15 protein-coding genes and 1 pseudogene are annotated in these 17,822 nt (G+C 67.3%); 11 read left to right on the top strand and 5 right to left on the bottom strand.

Annotated features, from left to right (window positions below; translation table 11 throughout):
* Nucleotides 1-76 precede the first annotated feature (76 nt).
* The 6 genes from hmgA to CFE50_RS17930 all read left to right on the top strand — a co-directional run bounded on the left by hmgA (nucleotide 77) and on the right by CFE50_RS17930 (nucleotide 7,049).
* Complete coding sequence (gene hmgA / locus CFE50_RS17955) at nucleotides 77-1,369, top strand: homogentisate 1,2-dioxygenase (protein ID WP_286736575.1); 1,293 nt, start codon at nucleotides 77-79, stop codon at nucleotides 1,367-1,369.
* A complete protein-coding gene (gene fahA / locus CFE50_RS17950; protein WP_286736480.1) occupies nucleotides 1,366-2,664 on the top strand; it encodes a fumarylacetoacetase in 1,299 nt (432 codons plus the stop codon). Before hmgA ends, fahA begins: the two co-directional genes overlap by 4 nt.
* Nucleotides 2,665-2,785: 121 nt before the next feature.
* The gene (gene maiA / locus CFE50_RS17945) at nucleotides 2,786-3,424 is read left to right on the top strand and encodes a maleylacetoacetate isomerase (RefSeq protein ID WP_286736478.1); all 639 of its coding nucleotides are present in this window, start codon (nucleotides 2,786-2,788) and stop codon (nucleotides 3,422-3,424) included.
* A gap of 137 nt (nucleotides 3,425-3,561) precedes the next feature.
* Entirely contained in the window at nucleotides 3,562-4,641 is a 1,080-nt protein-coding gene (gene hppD, locus CFE50_RS17940; protein WP_286736477.1) for a 4-hydroxyphenylpyruvate dioxygenase, read from the top strand.
* Between the two features lie 94 nt (nucleotides 4,642-4,735).
* The gene (locus tag CFE50_RS17935) at nucleotides 4,736-5,830 is read left to right on the top strand and encodes a CdaR family transcriptional regulator (RefSeq protein ID WP_286736475.1); all 1,095 of its coding nucleotides are present in this window, start codon (nucleotides 4,736-4,738) and stop codon (nucleotides 5,828-5,830) included.
* Nucleotides 5,831-5,912: 82 nt separating this feature from the next.
* On the top strand, nucleotides 5,913-7,049 hold the full coding sequence (locus CFE50_RS17930) for a glycerate kinase (RefSeq protein WP_286736473.1): 1,137 nt from the start codon (nucleotides 5,913-5,915) through the stop codon (nucleotides 7,047-7,049).
* Nucleotides 7,050-7,055: 6 nt separating this feature from the next.
* On the opposite strand, the gene CFE50_RS17925 is transcribed toward CFE50_RS17930, so the two are convergent.
* Complete coding sequence (locus tag CFE50_RS17925) at nucleotides 7,056-7,979, bottom strand: LysR family transcriptional regulator (protein ID WP_241810094.1); 924 nt, start codon at nucleotides 7,977-7,979, stop codon at nucleotides 7,056-7,058.
* A gap of 124 nt (nucleotides 7,980-8,103) precedes the next feature.
* Here CFE50_RS17925 and CFE50_RS17920 point away from each other — a divergent pair, with 124 nt between their 5' ends.
* The 3 genes from CFE50_RS17920 to CFE50_RS17910 all read left to right on the top strand — a co-directional run bounded on the left by CFE50_RS17920 (nucleotide 8,104) and on the right by CFE50_RS17910 (nucleotide 11,098).
* Complete coding sequence (locus CFE50_RS17920) at nucleotides 8,104-9,162, top strand: tartrate dehydrogenase (RefSeq protein WP_286736472.1); 1,059 nt, start codon at nucleotides 8,104-8,106, stop codon at nucleotides 9,160-9,162.
* 112 nt (nucleotides 9,163-9,274) lie between these two features.
* A complete protein-coding gene (locus CFE50_RS17915; RefSeq protein WP_286736471.1) occupies nucleotides 9,275-10,609 on the top strand; it encodes a dicarboxylate/amino acid:cation symporter in 1,335 nt (444 codons plus the stop codon).
* Nucleotides 10,610-10,678: 69 nt separating this feature from the next.
* Nucleotides 10,679-11,098 (top strand): hypothetical protein, encoded by a 420-nt coding sequence (locus CFE50_RS17910; protein ID WP_286736470.1) that lies wholly within the window; start codon nucleotides 10,679-10,681, stop codon nucleotides 11,096-11,098.
* Nucleotides 11,099-11,529: 431 nt separating this feature from the next.
* Here the strand turns inward: CFE50_RS17910 and CFE50_RS17905 are convergent.
* The 4 genes and pseudogenes from CFE50_RS17905 to CFE50_RS17890 form a co-directional block, all read right to left on the bottom strand.
* Nucleotides 11,530-12,246 (bottom strand): annotated as a pseudogene (locus tag CFE50_RS17905) (aldehyde dehydrogenase family protein); the annotation flags it as partial.
* Between the two features lie 132 nt (nucleotides 12,247-12,378).
* Nucleotides 12,379-13,290 carry a LysR family transcriptional regulator gene (locus CFE50_RS17900; protein ID WP_286736468.1) on the bottom strand — a complete coding sequence of 304 codons (912 nt, stop codon included), beginning with the start codon at nucleotides 13,288-13,290 and terminating at the stop codon, nucleotides 12,379-12,381.
* Between the two features lie 61 nt (nucleotides 13,291-13,351).
* On the bottom strand, nucleotides 13,352-15,403 hold the full coding sequence (locus CFE50_RS17895; RefSeq protein ID WP_286736466.1) for a 2Fe-2S iron-sulfur cluster-binding protein: 2,052 nt from the start codon (nucleotides 15,401-15,403) through the stop codon (nucleotides 13,352-13,354).
* Nucleotides 15,404-15,447: 44 nt separating this feature from the next.
* A complete protein-coding gene (locus CFE50_RS17890; RefSeq protein ID WP_286736465.1) occupies nucleotides 15,448-16,059 on the bottom strand; it encodes a glutathione S-transferase family protein in 612 nt (203 codons plus the stop codon).
* A 316-nt stretch (nucleotides 16,060-16,375) separates the two neighbouring features.
* Here CFE50_RS17890 and CFE50_RS17885 point away from each other — a divergent pair, with 316 nt between their 5' ends.
* Both CFE50_RS17885 and CFE50_RS17880 read left to right on the top strand, forming a co-directional pair.
* Nucleotides 16,376-16,879, top strand: coding sequence for a sigma-70 family RNA polymerase sigma factor (locus CFE50_RS17885; protein WP_430695143.1), 504 nt, complete (start codon nucleotides 16,376-16,378; stop codon nucleotides 16,877-16,879).
* A complete protein-coding gene (locus tag CFE50_RS17880) occupies nucleotides 16,873-17,820 on the top strand; it encodes a FecR domain-containing protein (RefSeq protein WP_286736463.1) in 948 nt (315 codons plus the stop codon). Before CFE50_RS17885 ends, CFE50_RS17880 begins: the two co-directional genes overlap by 7 nt.
* The last annotated feature ends 2 nt before the right edge of the window (nucleotides 17,821-17,822 follow it).

Here is a 17,822-nt window from a genome sequence, read left to right as displayed (position 1 = left end):
CAATTTACTTTTTGCGTAAACCTGTTACGCATAATGGATGGCCCCGTTGAACCAACAAGAACAAGCAGCACCGCCAGTGAGCTACCAGTCCGGCTTTGGCAATCACTTCAGCAGCGAGGCGCTGCCGGGTGCCCTGCCGATCGGGCAGAACTCGCCGCAACGCGCGCCCTTCGGTCTCTATGCCGAGCAACTCTCCGGCACGGCCTTTACCGTGCCGCGCCACGAGGCGCGACGCTCCTGGCTGTATCGGCTCAGGCCATCGGCCGCCCATGGCCGCTTCGAGCGCTGCACCGTCCAGTTGACCGGCGCGGAACTGGGCGCCCCCACGCCCAATCGCCTGCGCTGGAATCCCTTGCCGATCCCGGCAGTCGCCACCGATTTTCTCGCCGGCCTGGAGCGGATCGTCGCCACCGCCGCAGCCGATCAGGCCGAAGGCGTCAGCCTCTATCGCTATGCCGTCAACGTCAGCATGACCGCCGTCTTCTACGACGCCGACGGGGAACTGCTGATCGTGCCGGAGCAGGGACGCCTGGAGCTGGTGACCGAGTTGGGTCTGCTGCGCCTCGAACCGCTGGAGATCGCGGTGATTCCACGCGGAATGAAATTCCGGGTCGAGGTGGTGGCGGGCGAACCGGTACGGGGTTATGTCTGCGAAAACCACGGGCGCGCTCTGCGGCTGCCCGAGCTGGGGCCGATCGGCAGCAACGGTCTGGCCAATCCGCGGGATTTCCAGGCACCCGTGGCCCGCTTCGAGGATCTCGAGGCACCCACCCGGCTGGTGCAGAAATTCCTTGGCGAACTCTGGGAGACCGAGCTGGATCACTCGCCGCTGGACGTGGTCGCCTGGCATGGCAACAACGTGCCCTACAAATACGACCTGCGCCGCTTCAATACCCTGGGTACGGTAAGTTTCGATCATCCGGATCCATCGATCTTCACCGTGCTGACGGCCCCGGGCGCCAGCGAGGGGGTGGCCAACATCGACTTCGTGATCTTTCCGCCGCGCTGGATGGTCGCGGAAAACACCTTCAGGCCACCGTGGTTCCATCGCAATCTGATGAACGAATTCATGGGCCTGATCCAGGGCGCCTACGACGCCAAGGCCGATGGCTTCGCGCCAGGCGGCGCCTCCCTGCACGGCTGCATGAGCGCCCATGGCCCGGACGAGGTGTCCACCCGGAACGCCATCGCCGCCGACCTGCGGCCGCACCGGATCGAGAACACCATGGCCTTCATGTTCGAAACCGGGCGCGTCCTGCGGCCGACCCGTCACGCCCTGGACTCGCCGCTGCTGCAGCCCGACTACGACGCCTGCTGGGCGGGCCTCACCAAGACCTTTGTCGCGCCCGGCGCGGGAGAATCGGCATGACCCACGAATTGCCCAGCTGGGTGGCCTCGGCCAACGGCCATGCGGATTTCTCCCTGCACAATCTGCCGCTGGGTGTGTTCAGTCGCGGCGAGGAGACGCCCCGCGGCGGCGTGGCGGTGGGTGACTTCATCCTCGACCTGGGCTTCGCCCTCGAAGCCGGGCTGTTCCGTGGCGAGGCCCAGCGGGCCGCTGACCTGGCCGCCCGGGAGACGCTCAATGCCTTCTTCGCCGCCGGCCGGCCGGCACGGGTCGCCTTGCGCCAGGCCCTGCAGGCACTGCTGCGCGCCGACCATCCGCAACGCGAACACTTCGAAGAGCTGGGCGAGCACCTGCTGGTGCCCCAGGCTAGCTGCCGGATGCACCTGCCCGCGCGGGTCGGCGACTACACCGACTTCTATGTCGGCATCCACCACGCCACCCAGATCGGCCGGCTGTTCCGCCCGGACAATCCTCTGCTGCCCAACTACAAGCACGTCCCCATCGCCTACCACGGCCGCGCCTCGACCCTTGGCGTGTCTGGCGAGGCGTTCCGGCGACCCAAGGGCCAGACGCTGCCGCCCGGGCAGGAGGCGCCCGTGTTCGGCCCCTGCCGACGGCTGGACTACGAACTGGAGCTGGGCATCTGGATCGGCCCGGGCAACGCCCAGGGGGCATCCATCGCCATCGGTGACGCCGCCGAGCATATCGCCGGCTTCTGCCTGCTCAACGACTGGTCGGCGCGAGACATCCAGGCCTGGGAATACCAGCCCCTGGGGCCCTTCCTGTCGAAGAGTTTCGCCAGCACCCTATCGCCGTGGGTCGTCACCGCGGAAGCCCTGGCGCCCTATCGGCAGGCACAGCCGGCACGACCCGCCGGGGATCCGCAGCCCTTGCCCTATCTGTACGACGAGCATGACCAGGCCCAGGGGGCCCTGGACATCGAGCTGGAAGTCCTGCTGCGCACGCCGCGCATGGCGGAGCAGGGGCTGCCCGCCCAGCGGATCGCCCTGAGTAACACCCTGAACATGTACTGGACGGTCGCGCAGATGGTGGCCCATCACACCGTCAATGGCTGCGCCCTGCAGCCCGGCGACTTCTTTGGTTCGGGCACGCTGTCCGGGCCGGACGCCGGCAGCTGCGGCAGCCTGCTGGAGCTCACCCAGGGCGGCAAGCAGCCCTTGCTGCTGCCGGGTGGCGAGACCCGTACCTTTCTGGAGGACGGTGATGAGGTCATCCTCCGGGCGCGCTGCCAGCGGCCCGGGCTGCCCACGATCGGCTTCGGCGAATGTCGCGGTCGGGTAGTGGCGGCCGACTAGGCGAGCGGGTATTGGCCGACCCAGGCGGCATTGACAAGCCATCCGGGCCGGCGCAGATTCCACGTAACGTAATCAGCTTACGCATAATAAGAAGCCGACAGGCAAGCGCGGGGCAGTTTCGATGGACCTCTTTACCTATTACCGTTCCACCTCGTCCTATCGGGTCCGCCTGGCCCTGGCGCTGAAGGGGTTGGACTACCGAGCCGTACCGGTCAATCTGCTGTCCGGCGAGCAGCACCAGCCGGCCTACCGGGCGCTCAATGCCCAGGGGCGGCTGCCCAGCCTGCGCCTCGACAGCGGCGAGGTGCTGATCCAGTCGCCCGCCATCCTCGAATACCTGGAAGAGCGCTATCCGGCCGTGCCCTTGCTGCCGGCCGATCCGCTGCTGCGCGCCCGCCATCGGGGTGTCGCCGCCCTGATCGCCTGCGATGTCCATCCGCTGCACAATGTCTCGGTGCTCAACCGCCTGCGCGGCCTGGGCCTGGGAGAGCCGGCCGTGCTCGACTGGATCTCGCACTGGATCGGCGAGGGCCTGGCGGCAGTGGAGGCGCAGATCGGCTCCAGTGGCTTCTGTTTCGGTGAGGTGGGGCTGGCGGATGTCTATCTGCTGCCCCAACTCTATGCGGCGCGGCGTTTCCAGGTGGACCTGGCGTCCTATCCACGCGTCCAGCGGGTGGCGGCCCTGGCTGGCACGCATCCGGCCTTCCAGCAGGCACACCCCGAGGCGCAGCCCGATGCCCCGGTGCGGGTGGCCTCATGAAGCTGCTCGGCTGTCAGCTCATCCTGGGTGATTTCCTGGCGCGCAGCGTGCGTGGCATTTCCTGCGCGCCGCCCTTGACGGGTTGCTAGCCCGCGTTATCGGCAACGTCCGTCACGTCACCCGTCAAGGAGCCAATCATGGCCGATCTGTTTGAAAATCCCATGGGCCTCATGGGTTTCGAGTTCATCGAATTCGCCTCGCCCACGCCCAACGTCATCGAACCCGTGCTGGAAAGCCTCGGCTTCACTCACGTCGCCAACCACAGATCCAAGGACGTGGTGCTGTTTCGCCAGGGCGACATCAACGCCATCGTCAATCGCGAAAAGACCGGCCACGCCGCCTATTTCGCCGCCGAACACGGCCCCTCGGTCTGCGGCATGGCCTTTCGCTGCCGCGACTCCCACCACGCCTATGCCAAGGCGCTGGAGCTGGGCGCCCAGGCGGTGGACATGCCCACCGGGCCGATGGAATTGCGCCTGCCGGCGATCAAGGGTATCGGCGGCGCGCCGCTGTACCTCATCGATCGCTACGAGGAGGGCAGCTCCATCTACGACATCGACTTCGTGTTCCTGGAGGGAGTCGAGCGCAAGCCGGTGGGGGCCGGCCTCAAGGTGATCGATCACCTGACCCACAACGTCTATCGCGGGCGCATGGCCTACTGGGCCGACTTCTACGAGCGACTGTTCAATTTCCGCGAGTTGCGCTACTTCGACATCAAGGGCGAGTACACCGGTCTGACCTCCAAGGCCATGACCGCGCCGGACGGCCTGGTGCGTATCCCGCTCAACGAGGAATCCTCCAAGGGGGCCGGGCAGATCGAGGAATTCCTCATGCAGTTCAACGGCGAGGGCATCCAGCACGTGGCCTTTCTCACCGATGACCTGGTGGCCACCTGGGATCGGCTCAAGGCCTTTGGTACCCGCTTCATGACCGCGCCGCCGGAGACCTACTACGAGATGCTCGAAGGCCGGGTGCCCAACCATGGCGAACCGGTGGAAGCGCTGAAAGCCCGCGGCATCCTGCTCGACGGTACCTCCGAGGGTGGCGAGCGTCGCCTGCTGCTGCAGATCTTCTCCCAGACCCTGCTGGGGCCGGTGTTCTTCGAGTTCATCCAGCGCAAGGGCGATACCGGCTTTGGCGAAGGCAACTTCAAGGCGCTGTTCGAATCCATCGAGCGCGACCAGGTACGCCGTGGCGTGCTGAGCACCTCGGAGTAAGCCTCTCCCGTAGCGCCACCGGCTTGCCCAGCGATGGAGGCGCCTCTAAGGTGACGGCGCGCCATGCCGGCGTCCTTCAACCTCCGAGGTGGCCATGGAGCTGAGCCAGACCCTGGCGCAGGAAATCGTCGAACGTGCCATGCGCATCCTGCCCGGCAACGTCAATGTCATGGATGCGTCCGGGCTGATCATCGGCTCGGGCGATCCGGCGCGGCTGTTCAGCCACCATGCCGGGGCGCGGCAGGTCATCACCGAAGGCCGCGCGGTGGCATTGGATGCCAGCGCTGCCGCGGGGTTGGCGGGGGCCCAGGCCGGTATCAATCTGCCGCTGTATCACCAGGGCGAACTGGTGGGCGTGCTTGGCGTGTCCGGGGAGGACGCCGAGCAGTTGCGCCTGCCCGCCGAACTCCTGCGCCTGACCGCGGAAATGCTGATCGAGCAGGCGGCAGGGCAGCCGCCCGCGACCGCGCGCATGACCACGCCGCTGCTGCGACAGCTGCTCGCGCCCGGCGCCGCGCCCGAACTGGGGCGCCATGCCACGCTGCTCGGCCTGAAGCCGGTCCTGCCGCGGGACGTGCTGCTGCTGGAGTTCGCCGTGCCGGCGCCGGGTTTTGGCGACTGGGCGCAGCAGCGCAGCATCCATAGCTGGTGCCTACCCCATGAAGAGCGGCAATGGCTGTGGTATCGACCCGGCGCGCAGGCGCCCGAGGCGCTGCTGGAGGAATTGCCGGGGCAGGGCTGGTCGTTGCAGCGCAGCGCCTGGGTCCCCGAGCCGCGACCCTGGACGGGGCTGGCCGAGACGACCCGGCGGGCGCTGGACCTGCTGGCAGTCGCCAGGCGCCTGCGGCCCGACCTCATCCGGGTGACGCTGGACGATCTGGCCCTGCCGACCTGGCTGCAGGGCCAGGCCGAGTGCGCTCGCGGCGCCTGGCTGCTGGAACCGCTGGCAAGACTGCGCCGCGCCGATCGCGATGGCCAGCTGCTGGCGACGCTGCGCAGCTGGTTCGCCGAGGACGCCAGCCCCCAGGCCTGCGCCGAGGCGCTGGGGCTGCATCGCAATGGGCTGCGGCATCGGCTAGAGCGGATCCAGGCGCTGACCGGGCGGGATCCACGGCGTTTCGCCGACGCCTCCGAACTGTATTGCGCCTTGCTGCTATGGGATCAGGGCTGGGCGAATTCACAGTCCTGACCTGTCGGGACTGGGCATATGTCCCGTTGCTGCCGTGCCCGATCCAGGAAACACTCGGCGCATAACAACGGAGAATCGCCCCATGAAAATCGTCATCGCTCCCGATTCCTTCAAGGAAAGCCTGTCCGCCGCCGGTGTCGCCAGCGCCCTGGCCCGTGGCCTGCGCCAGGCCCTGCCCGCGGCGGAAATCCGCGAATGCCCCCTGGGCGACGGCGGCGAAGGCACCCTGGATGCCGTACTCGCCGCGACCGGCGGTGAGGTGCGCGAGGCGCGGGTGACCGGTCCCCTGGGCGAGCCGGTGACCGCCCGCTGGGGCTGGCTGGCCGAGCAGCGTACCGCCTTCGTCGAGATGGCCAGCGCCAGCGGTCTGGAACTGGTGCCCAGGGCCCGCCGCGACGTGCGGGTCGCCACCTCCCACGGGACCGGCGAGCTCCTGCGCGCCGCCCTGGATGCCGGCGCCGAGCGCCTGGTGCTGGCCATCGGCGGCAGCGCCACCAACGACGGCGGCGCGGGCGTGCTCCAGGCCCTGGGCGTCCGTCTGCTGGACTGGCAGGGCCAGACGCTGGCACCGGGCGGGGCGGCGCTGGCCTCCCTGGCCAGCCTGGACCTGACGGGCCTGCATCCGCGCCTGGCGGCGGTGGAGGTGGTCATCGCCGCCGACGTCGACAATCCGCTCTGTGGTCCCCAGGGGGCCAGCCAGATCTTCGGACCGCAGAAGGGCGCCTCGCCCGAGCAGGTGCGGGAGCTGGACGCGGCCCTGGCGCATTTCGCCACGGTCACCGCCGCGACCCTGGGCCGTGATGTCAGCGAGCAACCGGGAGCTGGCGCCGCCGGTGGCGTCGGCTTTGCCGCCCTGGCCTTTCTCAAGGCGACCTTTCGCCCCGGCATCGAGGTGGTCGCGGAACTGGTGGGGCTGGACGAAGCCCTGCAGGGCGCCGATCTGGCGGTGACCGGGGAAGGGCGGCTGGACGGCCAGACCCTGAGGGGCAAGACCCCGGCAGGCGTACTGCGCCTGGCCCAGCGCCACGGTGTGCCGGTGGTGGCCGTGGCCGGTTCGCTGGGCGAAGGCTACGACGCCCTCTATCAACAGGGCCTCGCCGCCGCCTTCAGCCTGGTACCGGGCCCGCTCAGCCTGGAAGAGGCCCTGGCCCAGGCCGAGGGGCTGCTGGAACGCACCGCCCGCGATATCGGTCGGCTGTGGCAGGCAGCGCAGAGCTGAAATCGATCAATCGATTTCGCTGGCCGGGTCTTCGAGGTGATCGATACGCTGAAAGCGTTCCACCAGGAAGTCGATGAAGTGGCGCACCTTGGCTGATAGGTGATGGTGTTCGGAATAGACCGCATAAACATCTGCCGAAGGCGGTCTGGCGTCCTCCAGAACCCGACGCAGCCGCCCGCTACGCACGTAGCGGGCGATGTCCCATTCCGCCCGAAGCAGGATGCCGCGGCCCTCGAGTGCCCAGTTCAACGCCACCTCACCATCGTTGCAGCTCAGGTTGCTGCGGACCTTGATGCTGCGGGTGCGCGACCCTTCGAGAAACTCCCAGACGCCGTGGATGCTGTCGTTCTGTCGCAGGAAGATGCAGTTGTGCGTTGCCAGGTCCTGCAACCGTTGCGGTGCACCGTAGCGCTCCAGATAAAGCGGTGAGGCGCAGAGCAATCGGCGATTGCTGGCGATGCGTCGGGCGTGATAGCCCGCGTCCGGGGCCACGCCGAAGCGGATGCCCAGGTCCAGCCCGTGGGCAGCCAGTTCCATGGGATGGTCGCTGAGCAGCAGTTGGGTCTCCACCTCCGGGTAGCGGTCGATGAAGGCTGCCAGCGCTGGGCCTATGTAGCGTCTACCAAAGCCCAGGGAAGCGTTGATCCTCAGCAGGCCTTTGGGCTGGCTCCGGCGACTGGCGACCATGTCTTCCACTGCTTCGATGTCACCGAGAATGCGTCCGGCATGGCGGAAATAAAGCTCGCCCTCGGGCGTGAGACCCAGGGAGCGAGTGGTCCGGTTGACGAGCCGAACGCCTAGCCGTTTTTCCAGTGCGGTCAGTCGTTTACTGATTGCAGAGGGCGTGATGCCCAGCTCGCGTGCCGTGGCGGCCAGGTTGCCCTGCTGGGCCAGTTGGTGAAAAAAGGTCAAATCCTGGGGGCGACTCATTATCAACCTCAGTTCACGTAAGTGATGAGTTCAGGTGAATCTTAGCTCAGGTTTCACTACCTATACTCGGCCCAGCGCTGCCAGTCGGCGTCTCACCCAACGAACCAGAGCACAGGGCCCAGCCATGAAGAACTACAAGATCGCAGCCATTCCCGGAGACGGTATCGGGGTCGAAGTCATTGCCGCCGGCCTTGAGGTCCTCGAAGGCCTGGCCAGGCGCCTGGGCAGTTTCGCCTTTGATGTCAGCCACTACCCCTGGGATTCGGAGTACTACCTCCAGCATGGTCACTACATCCCGGAAGGGGGACTGGACGAGATCAAGCAGGCCGATGCCATCTTTTTCGGCGCGGTAGGAAGCCAGAAGGTGCCGGATCACATTTCCCTCTGGGGCCTGCGGCTGCCGATCTGCCAGGGCTTCGACCAATACGCCAACGTGCGGCCGGCGCGGGTGTTACCCGGGGTTAAAAGCCCGCTGACCAACGGACAGGCCATTGACTGGGTGATCGTGCGGGAGAATTCCGAAGGCGAATACTCCGGCAGCGGTGGTCGGGTCCACCAGGGGTTGCCCATCGAGGTGGCTACCGAGGTCTCCACCTTCACCCGCGTCGGCGTCGAGCGTATCCATAGATTCGCCTTCGAACTGGCCCGCAGCCGGCCGGCCAAGCACCTGACCCTGGTAACCAAGTCCAACGCCCAACGCCACGGCATGGTGTTGTGGGACGAGGTGTTCGCCGAGGTGGCGAAGGATTATCCGGACGTGCGCACCACCCGCGAACTGGTGGATGCAGTGACCACCACCATGGTGCTCAAGCCGAGCAACCTGGACGTGATTGTCGCCACCAACCTCCACGCTGACATCCTCTCGGACCTGGCCGCAGCGCTCTCCGGCAGCCTGGGTATCGCGCCTACCGCCAATCTCAATCCCGACCGGAGCTTTCCCTCGATGTTCGAGCCCATCCACGGCTCAGCCTTCGACATCACCGGCAAGGGCGTCGCCAACCCCATCGCTACCTTCTGGACCGCGGCGCTGATGCTCGACCACCTAGGCGAGCGCGAAGCCAGTGCCCTCCTGATGCGGGCCATCGAGGAGGTCACCGCCAGCGGCCTGCACACGCCAGACCTGGGCGGTACGGCCACCACGCGCCAGGTCACCGATGCCGTGCTGGAGCTGATCGCCCGCTAGACCGGCGTTTCCACCCGCGGCGAGCTGCGCGGGCGGGAAGGCCTCAGCACTTTCACGGGCGACCGCCCGCCGGCGCGGTCGCTTCCATTACAAGAACAACAATGGATATCCCATGAAGCGCCTACTCGGAAAACTCTACGTCCAGGTCGTCATCGCGGTCATTGCCGGCGCCTTGCTCGGCGTCTTTTACCCGGACTTCGCGACCTCGCTCAAACCCATCGGCGATGCCTTCATCAAGCTGATCAAGATGCTGCTCGCGCCGGTGATTTTCCTTACCGTGGTCACCGGTATCGCCAAGATGAACGACATGAAGGAGCTGGGCCGGGTGGGCATCCGCGCCTTCATCTACTTCGAGGTAGTCTCGACCCTGGCGCTGATCGTCGGGCTGGTAGTGGTCGATACCTTCAAGCCCGGCGCTGGCATGAACATCGATCCAGCCACCCTCGACAGCTCCGCCATCGCCAGCTACACCGAGGCCGCCAAGCATGAATCCTTCATCGCCTTCATGATGCAGATCATCCCCAACACCCTCGGGGATGCCTTCGCCAAGGGCAACATCCTGCAGATCCTGTTGTTCTCCATCCTGCTCGGCGTGGCGCTGGCGCGTTGTGGCGACAAGGGCAAGCCAATCATCCGCACGCTCGACAGTTTGATGCACGGCATGTTCGGCATCGTCAACATCGTGATGCGCCTGGCGCCGCTGGGGGCCTTTGGCGCCATCGCCTTCACCATCGGCAAGTATGGCTTCGGTTCGCTGTTCTCCCTGGGCAAGCTGATGGCCTGCTTCTATGTGACCTGCATCCTGTTCGTCGCTCTGGTGCTGGGACCGATCTGTCGCGTCGCCGGCTTCAGCCTGTGGAAGCTGCTCAGGTACCTCAAGGAAGAGCTGTTTACCGTGCTGGGCACCAGTTCGTCGGAGTCGGTGCTGCCGCAGATGATCCGCAAGATGGAAAACGCCGGCTGTTCGAAGCCGGTGGCCGGCATGGTCATCCCCTCCGGCCTGACCTTCAACCCGGACGGCCAGGCCATCTACTACACCGCCGCCGCGACCTTCATCGCCCAGGCCACCAACACGCCCCTGAGCCTGACCGACCAGCTCATCATCATGGCTGTGTTGATGCTCACCTCCAAGGGTTCGGCCGGCGTCACCGGTTCCGGTTTCATCACCCTGGCGGCGACCCTCGCCAGTCTTGGCACCATCCCGGTGGCGGGCATGGTGCTGCTGCTGGGCGTGGACCGCTTCATGTCCGAGGCTCGAGCGATCACCAATACCATTGGCAATGGCGTAGCCACGCTGGTTATCGCGCGCTGGGTGGGAGCGTTGGACATGGGACGGCTCAACGCCGCACTGGATGGCCAGGCAATTCCCGCTTCGGAGCCGGAGGTTCAGGAACGCGTGGCGATGACCGAGCCGGGCCTGTCCAGTCTTGGTAGCAAGGCGCTCTAGGACGCCGGTGCTGGTCGGGTTGCGGGATTTACCTCATGCTGGGCGTCTCGCCCCCGACCGGTTGCCGCTATGACCTCATCCTTGATCCTGCGTACCGGCCTGCTGTCCGTTGCATTGCTGCTGATAGTGCCTTCCGTCCAGGCGACCCTTCCCAGCCTCAAACCGGCCAACACCTGCGTGCGCAGCGCCTTCGTCCTGCGCTGCCAGGACGGGCAAGGCGGTTGGTACGGAGTGGCGGTCCAGGGCAACGACACCCTGATGCGGGGTTACGATCCGGTTTCGGGTCTGTCATGGGCCCAGACCAGCACGCGCCTGGGACAGCTGCAGTTCTTCAGCGGCCTGACCAGCGACGGCAACCTCTGGCTGGGTCGTACCCGGCAGCTGGGCTGGAACGTCATCAGTCGCTTCTCCACGTCCCAGGGCGACCGCGCCCGCACCAGTTGCAACCGTGTGGCAGGGTGCGAGTGGCGTGAGGGAGAGCGTCGCTAGCGGGCGACAGCGACTCTGGCGAGAGCCTGCATCCTGGGCGTTCGCGAAGACCCAGCAGGCGGTCGGTGGCTTTGGCAGCGGAATTCATGCAGCGATACTCCATGCAGGGGCGAGAGTTCCAGCCTACGCAGGCCGCAGGGTCGGTAACGCTGAAGTTGCCGGCCCCGGCATCGTGATCGGCTGTTTTGCTCGGGGGCGGCGGCATTTTCGGTTGCCTGCCGCCAAAAGCGTTCATAGGCTTTTCTGAAAAGTTGCCGAGGGAAGGTCAGGCAAGGCGAAAATCAGTGAGGAAGCGGAATTTACGAGTGGTAAATGAGCATCCCGATCGGACTGGCGACCCAGGTGATTTTCAACGCAGCATGGCCGAGCGCAGGCAGTTTTCAGATAAGCCTAGGCGAGGCCGCCGAGGTGCCAGGCCTTCACTTCCAGCGCGTGGAGCCGGTAAAGGACAGCTTACGCACCGCCGGATTGCCGGTCAGTTCACCGCCGATGCCGGCGGGCATCCCGGTGACCACGTTGAATACGCCGGGCGGAAAGCCGGCGCGATCGGCCAGTTCGGCCAGCGCCAGGGCCGACAGTGGAGTGAGATACGAGGGCTTGATCACCACCGGGCAGCCGGCGGCCAGTGCCGGCGCGGCCTTGCGGGTGATCATGGCGTTGGGGAAATTCCAGGGGGTGATGGCGGCGGCGACGCCCACCGGTTGCCGCAGCACCAGCACCCGACGGTCCCGGGCCGGCGCGGGCAGGATGTCGCCAAAGCTGCGCCGGGCTTCCTCGGCGAACCATTTGACGAAGCTGGCGCCACAGGTGATTTCGCCCCGCGCCTCGGCCAGCGGCTTGCCCTGTTCCAGGGTCATGAGCAGGGCCAGGTCGTCCTGGTGCTCCAGTATCAGCGCGTGCCAGCGCTCCAGCAGGGCCGCGCGCTCGGCGGTCGGACGCTCGCGCCAGGCCGGCCAGGCGGCTTCGGCGGCGGCGATGGCGCGGGCGGTTTCCGGGGCTTCCAGGGCGGCGACCTGGACGAGGGTCTCGCCGGTGGCGGGGTTGTCCACGGCGAAGGTGGCGCCGTTGTCGGCGGCGATCCAGTGGCCGTCGACATAGGCGGAGGCTTTGAACAGGCGGGGGGCCCGCAGATCGAGGTGCAGCGGCATGGTGGCGCTCCCAGTGGCAGGTCAGGCCCTGAGTCTAGGGAGGGGTGGCGGCCACCGATGCCGAAATGCCCCGCCCGAAAGGGCGAGGGAACGCGTTCGCCGCGGCCTGGCCGCAGTTTCTGCGGTGACCTCTCAGCGTGCAGCGCCCGGCGGATCGCCAAACAGCGGATCGCCGCGCAGCGCGGCCACCGCCAGCTCGACGAAGGCCCTGACCTTGGCCGCTGCCTGGCGACCCTGGGGATAGACCAGGTGTACCGGCAGCGGCGTCTCCTCGTGGTCCGCCAGCACGATCCGCAGGCGGCCCTCGGCCAGCGCCGGGGCGATCTGGTAGTGCAGCACCCGGGTCAGCCCATGCCCCGCCTGGGCGGCAGCGATGGCGGCTGCGTTGGTGTTGCACAGCAGCAGCGGATCCACGACCACCCGTTGCCCGCGGGCGAAGCGCCATTCCGGTGAGGCCCAGGCACCCTGGCAGGCGAGAATGCGATGTTCCTTGAGCGCGGCCGGGGTAGCGGGAGTACCCTGGGCTTCCAGGTAGCCCGGGGCCGCGCAGACCACCCGCCGCATCTGGCCGACCTGGATGGCGGTAAGGCCCGAATCCGGCAACTGGCCGATGCGCAGGGCGACATCCATGCCTTCGTCCAGCAGATTCACCTGGCGGTCGACGAAAAAGGTGCGCACGCGCATGTCCGGATAGCGGGCGAGGAATTCCAGCACCAGCGGCAATACGTGCAACTGGCCGAACAGCATGGGTGCGGTGACGGCCAGGGTGCCCGAGGGCCTGGCTTGGTGTCCTGCCACGGCCAGTTCCGCCTCGGCGATTTCGCCGAGGATGCGCCGGCAATCCTGCAGATAGCGCGCGCCGGCCTCGGTGGGTTTCACCGAGCGGGTAGTGCGCACCAGCAAGCGGGCGCCGACCAGCGCTTCCAGGCCCGCCACCAGGCGGGTCACCGCCGGGGCGCTGAGGTGCAGTTCCCGGGCGGCGCGGGCGAAACTCTCGGTCTCGGCCACCTTCACGAATACGCGCATCGCCTGCCAACGATCCATCTGCCTCGCCGTCCTGTCTTGTCGACCAGGCTCCATGGTAGTCAACTTCAGGCGGCGCGGATCATAGATCGAGTTCCAGGCGGTCGGTGCCAGCCGCCGGCACCGCGCAGCACAGCAACGCCTCGCCGTCGGCGACCCGCGCCACCGGCTCCCGCCCATAGGTGACGGCGCCGCCGAGCAGCCGTGTCCGGCAACTGCCGCAATGACCTCTGCGGCAGCTGAAGGCGGGATCGAGGCCGCGGGCTTCGGCCAGTTCCAGCAGCGAGCCTGCCGCGGGTGTCCAGCGCGCTTCCTTGAGCGAGGCGGTGAAGACCACTGGCACGCTGTCCGTGGCCGCGGCTGGACGCACAGGCGCCGCCGCTTCCTGGGGCTGACTGCGGCGCAACGCCGCCGGGCCGAAGGCTTCGGCATGGATACGCGCGTCCTCGATGCCGTAGCCGCGCAGGCCGTCGTACAGTGCCTGGGTGAAGGCCGCCGGGCCGCAGAGGTAGAAGGCGTGATCGCCGAAGGGCAGGAAGCGGCCCAGCACGCCCAGGTCGATCCGTCCGGCCACCTCGTAGTCGGTATCCGCCACGGCCCCGCGGGTATCGCTCAGCGCCCGCACCAGGCGCAGCGAGCCTCCGGCGGCAGCCACCAATTCGGCCAGTTCCGCATCGAAGGCGCGCTCGGCCTTCGACCGGGCACCGTAGAAGAGGGTGATCCGGCGCTGGCGCTGGGTCCGGCGTCCTTCGTGGACCTGGTGCCTGAGCATCGCCAGCAGCGGGGTGATGCCGATGCCGGCCGCCAGCAGAACCAGGGACTGGTCGGCAGCGGTCAGGGTGAAGTCCCCCGCCGGCGGGCGCGTGTCGAGCAGATCGCCCTCGCGCAGCCGGTCATGCAGCCAGGTAGACACCAGCCCCTCGCGCTTGACGCTGATGCGGTAGTGCCCGTCGGCCGGCGCGCTGGAGAGGCTATAGCTACGCAGCGCCGGGGCCTGGCCGGCGAGCGGAGTGAGGCGTACCGGCAGGAATTGGCCGGCCTGGGCGGGTGGCAAGGCGGTGCCGTCCGCCGCGGCGAGATGGAAGGAGCGGATGGTGGTGCTCTCCTCGACGATGCGGATGACGCGCAAGGGTCGCCAGCGGTTGCCGAGTTCCCCGCTCAGCAGACGCTCGCGCGTCTGCGCCCAGCTGCCGGTCAGCTGGCTGCTGTCCGACTCGCCCCCGGCCCGCGCCTGCCAGCGCAGCGCCAGGGCGCCGCGGCGCCGGACGATACGCTGCGGGCGAAAAATCCAGAGGCGCTCGGCGCCCTCGAAGGCAGCGATCTCCGGCGACTCGAACAGCACCTCGGCGGTGCCACTTAGCTGCAGCAGATCACCGCGCGCGTCGTCGACGAACAGCAGTCCGGCCTGGCCGTTGACGGCGATGTTGCCCAGGGTGTTGAAGAACAGGTTGCCGTTGAAGTCGGGAATGGTCAGCAGGCCCTCGGCATCCACCCGGACGAAGCCCGGCTTGCCGCCGCGGTGGGAGACGTCCACCCGGCGTCGTCCCTCCTGCTCGGCATAGGAGGCGACGAAGAAGGTATCGGCCCCTTCGATCAGCTGCCGTGCCGCCTCATCCAGCGTCTCGAGGGCTTCGGCGGCCGGAGCGGGCGTCTTAACCGGTGGTTGGTTGGGTTGCAGGTCGCGCAGCCGGATGTAGCGCGGGCAGTTGCCGAAGCTCTGGTCCACGGTCACCCGCAGGCCCTGGGGCGTCAGCTCGACCTCGCCGTTGACGCGGTTGCGGCGCCGAGTGTGCAGCTCGATGCCCAGCAATCCCACGGCGGCGCCGTCCGCCAGGCTGGCACCCGCCGGATCACCTGCCGGCAGGCTGGCCGTGATGTCCAGCCGCGTTGGCGTCGGTGCGCTGACGAAGCCCGGCGTGCCTTCCAGGATCGTCGCCCAGGCCGCACCCGTCGCGTCCACGCTACCCAGCACCAGGAAGGGCAGTTGCTGGTAGAAGGCGCGGTGCTGGTCGGGCATGAAGCTGCGGATCACCCGCGGGCCGACCTCGGCCATCCGCTGGCGGACGCCGACGCGCTCCTGCAGGGAGGTTTCGCCGGGGTGCCAGGTGGGCAGAGCGTTCAGGGGCGTGCTCATCGAGGTTGCTCCTCGCGGTGGGGAAGGCGGGTGATCCAGCGGCTTCAGGCGCGCAGACCGGCAGCCGTCTGCGGAAAAGGCACGAAGCCCGGCAGCGCTTCCACCCGCTGCAGAAAGGCTCGCACAGCGGTATAGGGGGCCAGGTCCACGTTGCCTTCCGGCGCTCCGGCCAGGTAGCTGTAGAGGGCGACGTCGGCGATGGTTGGATGATCGGCGGCCAGCCAGGCGCGGTTGGCCAGATGAGCCTCCAGCCGCTCCAGGAGGACGTGGGCGCGGGCGATGACTTCCTCGGGATTCAGCCGGGCACCGAATACCGTGATCAGCCGCGCCGCTGCCGGGCCATAGGCCAGTTCGCCCGCGGCTACCGACAACCAGCGCTGGACGGCGGCGGCCCTGGCCGGGTCTTCCGGCAGCCAGTCGGTGCGGCCCAGTTTCTTCGCCAGGTAGACGAGGATGGCGTTGGAGTCGGCGACGATCACGCCAGCGTCATCCAGCACCGGCACCTGGCCGAAGGGGTTCAGGGCGAGGAACGCCGGAGTGCGATGCTCACCCGCCGCGAGGTCGACCTCGACGAGTTCGGGCGCGAGGCCCAGCAAGGAGGCGAACAGCACGGCGCGATGGGCATGACCGGACAACGGCAGGTGGTAGAGCTTCATGATCCAATTCCTGGCAGGCATCGGGCCGAGGGTGGTCCCGATTCGTGCTACCAGCTTGGGATCAGAGCGCTTTCGAGGGAATGGGCCTTCTGGTCAGTTCAGCATTCCGCAAAATGGAATGATCGAGCTGGCGGCGGGCGAAGGTCGGCTTCAAGGGACCAAGAACGTCAGCTCTACTTTCATGGAGTTGGGATCAGGTCCGTCTCCCCAACTGAACCCCAGGTTAGAGCGCCCAGCGCTGGTCGATGCGTAGGTCGTAAAGTAGAATCAATAGCATCCAGGCATCATCGACCAGGTAGCCGCCGGCATGAGTAACATGGCTTTCGAGTCCTCCCGTGATCTTCACGCGCTTTATCGCGACCACAGTGGTTGGCTGCAGAGCTGGTTGCGTCGTCGACTGGGCAGCGAATGGGATGCGGCCGATCTCAGCCAGGAGGCCTTCTTGCGACTGGTGCGCAATCCCGAGGTGCTCGGCGAACTGCAGGAGCCGCGGGCGTATCTGGTGACCATTGGCAAGCGGCTGTTGATCAACTTCCGGCGCCGACGCAGGCTGGAGCAGGCTTACCTCGACGCTCTGGCCGAGCTGCCCGAAGCCTGTGCCCCATCGCCCGAGCAACGCTGGGTCCTGCTGGAAACTCTGCAGGCCCTCGATGAGCTGCTCGATGGCCTGCCCGCCAAGGTGCGCCACGCCTTCCTGCTCAGCCAGCTCGAAGACCTGACCTATCGCGAAATCGCCGAGCGCTTGCGCGTCTCCGAACGCACCATCAAGAGATACATGGCCGAGGCCTACGAGCATTGTCTGTTGGCAGAGCTGTGCTGAGGAGCGAACGGGAGCGCCAGCGCAGAGCCGTCCGCGAGGCAGCCGGCTGGCTTGCGCTACTGGAAGCGGGCGAGGGGAGTGCGCACGAGCTGGAGCTCTTGCAGGAATGGCGCGCGGCCGATGCCGAGCACGAGCGCGCCTGGCAGGCGGCATTGCAGCTGCAACAACGTTTTGCCGCGGTGCCTTCGCGGTTGGCGATGGCCAGTCTACAACCGGCGGATCGTGGGCGGCGCATCGCCCTGCGCCAGTTGCTCGGTCTGGCGGTGATGGTACCGACCGGCTGGTGGCTGGCGCAGGAAATGCCGCTGGAGGCCTGGACCGCCGATCTCAGCACGGCCACCGGCGAACGCCGCAGCCTGACTCTGGCGGATGGCAGCCTGCTGCAACTCAATACCGCGACCGCCGTGGACCTGAATCAGACCCAGCGACGCCTGACCCTTTTACGCGGCGAACTCTCGCTGCGGGTGCCCGGTGCGCAGGCGCAGACGCTGGATACCCGCTTCGGCGCCCTGACGGTGGAGCAGGCCGAGGTCTGCGTGCAGCAGGACGATGAAGGGTGCGACGTGCGTGTGGTCAGCGGCAGCGTCGAGGTGCGGCCGCTGATGGGGCTAGGGTTGACGTTGGGCAAGGGCCAGCAGTTGCGCCTGAGTACCCTGGGCATCGGCGCCATCGAGCCGTTTTCGCCGACCCTGCTGAGCTGGCGCCAGGGCGTGCTGATCGCCCAGGACCAGCCACTGGGCGAATTCTTGCAGCAATTCAGTCGCTATCGTTCCGGTCTGCTGCGCTGGGATCCCGCGGTGGCCGACCTCAGGGTCACCGGCAGCTTTCAGTTGGCCGATACCGACCGGGTACTGGTCCTCCTGGCCGCGACGCTGCCGGTGGAGCTGCAGTGGCGTACCCGCTTCTGGGTGACCCTGAAACCCCGTTCGGTCGCCGTCTGAAA

Origin of the sequence: Pseudomonas sp. PGPPP4, assembly GCF_002256045.1 — a bacterium.
GTDB classification, from domain to species: domain Bacteria; phylum Pseudomonadota; class Gammaproteobacteria; order Pseudomonadales; family Pseudomonadaceae; genus Chryseomonas; species Chryseomonas oryzihabitans.
This window is presented reverse-complemented; position numbering and strand designations above follow the sequence as displayed.